At 61.7% G+C, this 453-nt stretch carries 2 protein-coding genes; both read left to right on the plus strand.

Features of this window, described 5'->3' with window-relative positions:
• On the plus strand, positions 1 to 196 hold a 196-nt coding region (locus AB4Y92_RS25820), incomplete at its 5' end, for an Lrp/AsnC ligand binding domain-containing protein (protein WP_441822212.1).
• 113 nt (positions 197 to 309) lie between these two features.
• On the plus strand, positions 310 to 453 hold a 144-nt coding region (locus AB4Y92_RS25825), incomplete at its 3' end, for a methylmalonyl-CoA mutase family protein (protein ID WP_441822213.1).

Genomic DNA, 453 nt, shown 5'->3' on the forward strand with positions numbered 1-453 from the left:
CGTCTGGGTCAGGGATATCGAAGCGCTCCGCACCTTCATCAGCGCTGCATTGCAGGCGATTCCCTGTGTCGCGGAGACCTCGACCATGGTGATCCTCGACACGCAGAAATCCAACCAGCTCCTCGAGAGCGCTGGCCCTGCACCAGGCAGGAAACCACGGTTCAACCAGCCCAGGCATCAGACCGTTATCGCATAGTAGAGGCTCATCCGAAGGTCGGAGACGACTTGCGCGGCCCTCTGGCGTTATCTTCGCCGCAGTGCAACATTGAGATTGCATTGGGTCCAGGGTGGAACGGCAAGGGAGCGGCGATGAACGCGATCGGCCCAATCGGCGACAAGCCGGCGCAGCGTGAGAAGCCCTGGATTTTCCGCACCTATGCGGGCCATTCGGACGCGGYCGAGTCGAACAAGCTCTATCGCACCAACCTCGCCAAGGGGCAGACCGGCCTGTCC

This window comes from Lysobacter sp. TAB13 (assembly GCF_052113885.1).
Classification (GTDB): Bacteria; Pseudomonadota; Gammaproteobacteria; order Xanthomonadales; family Xanthomonadaceae; genus Lysobacter; species Lysobacter gummosus.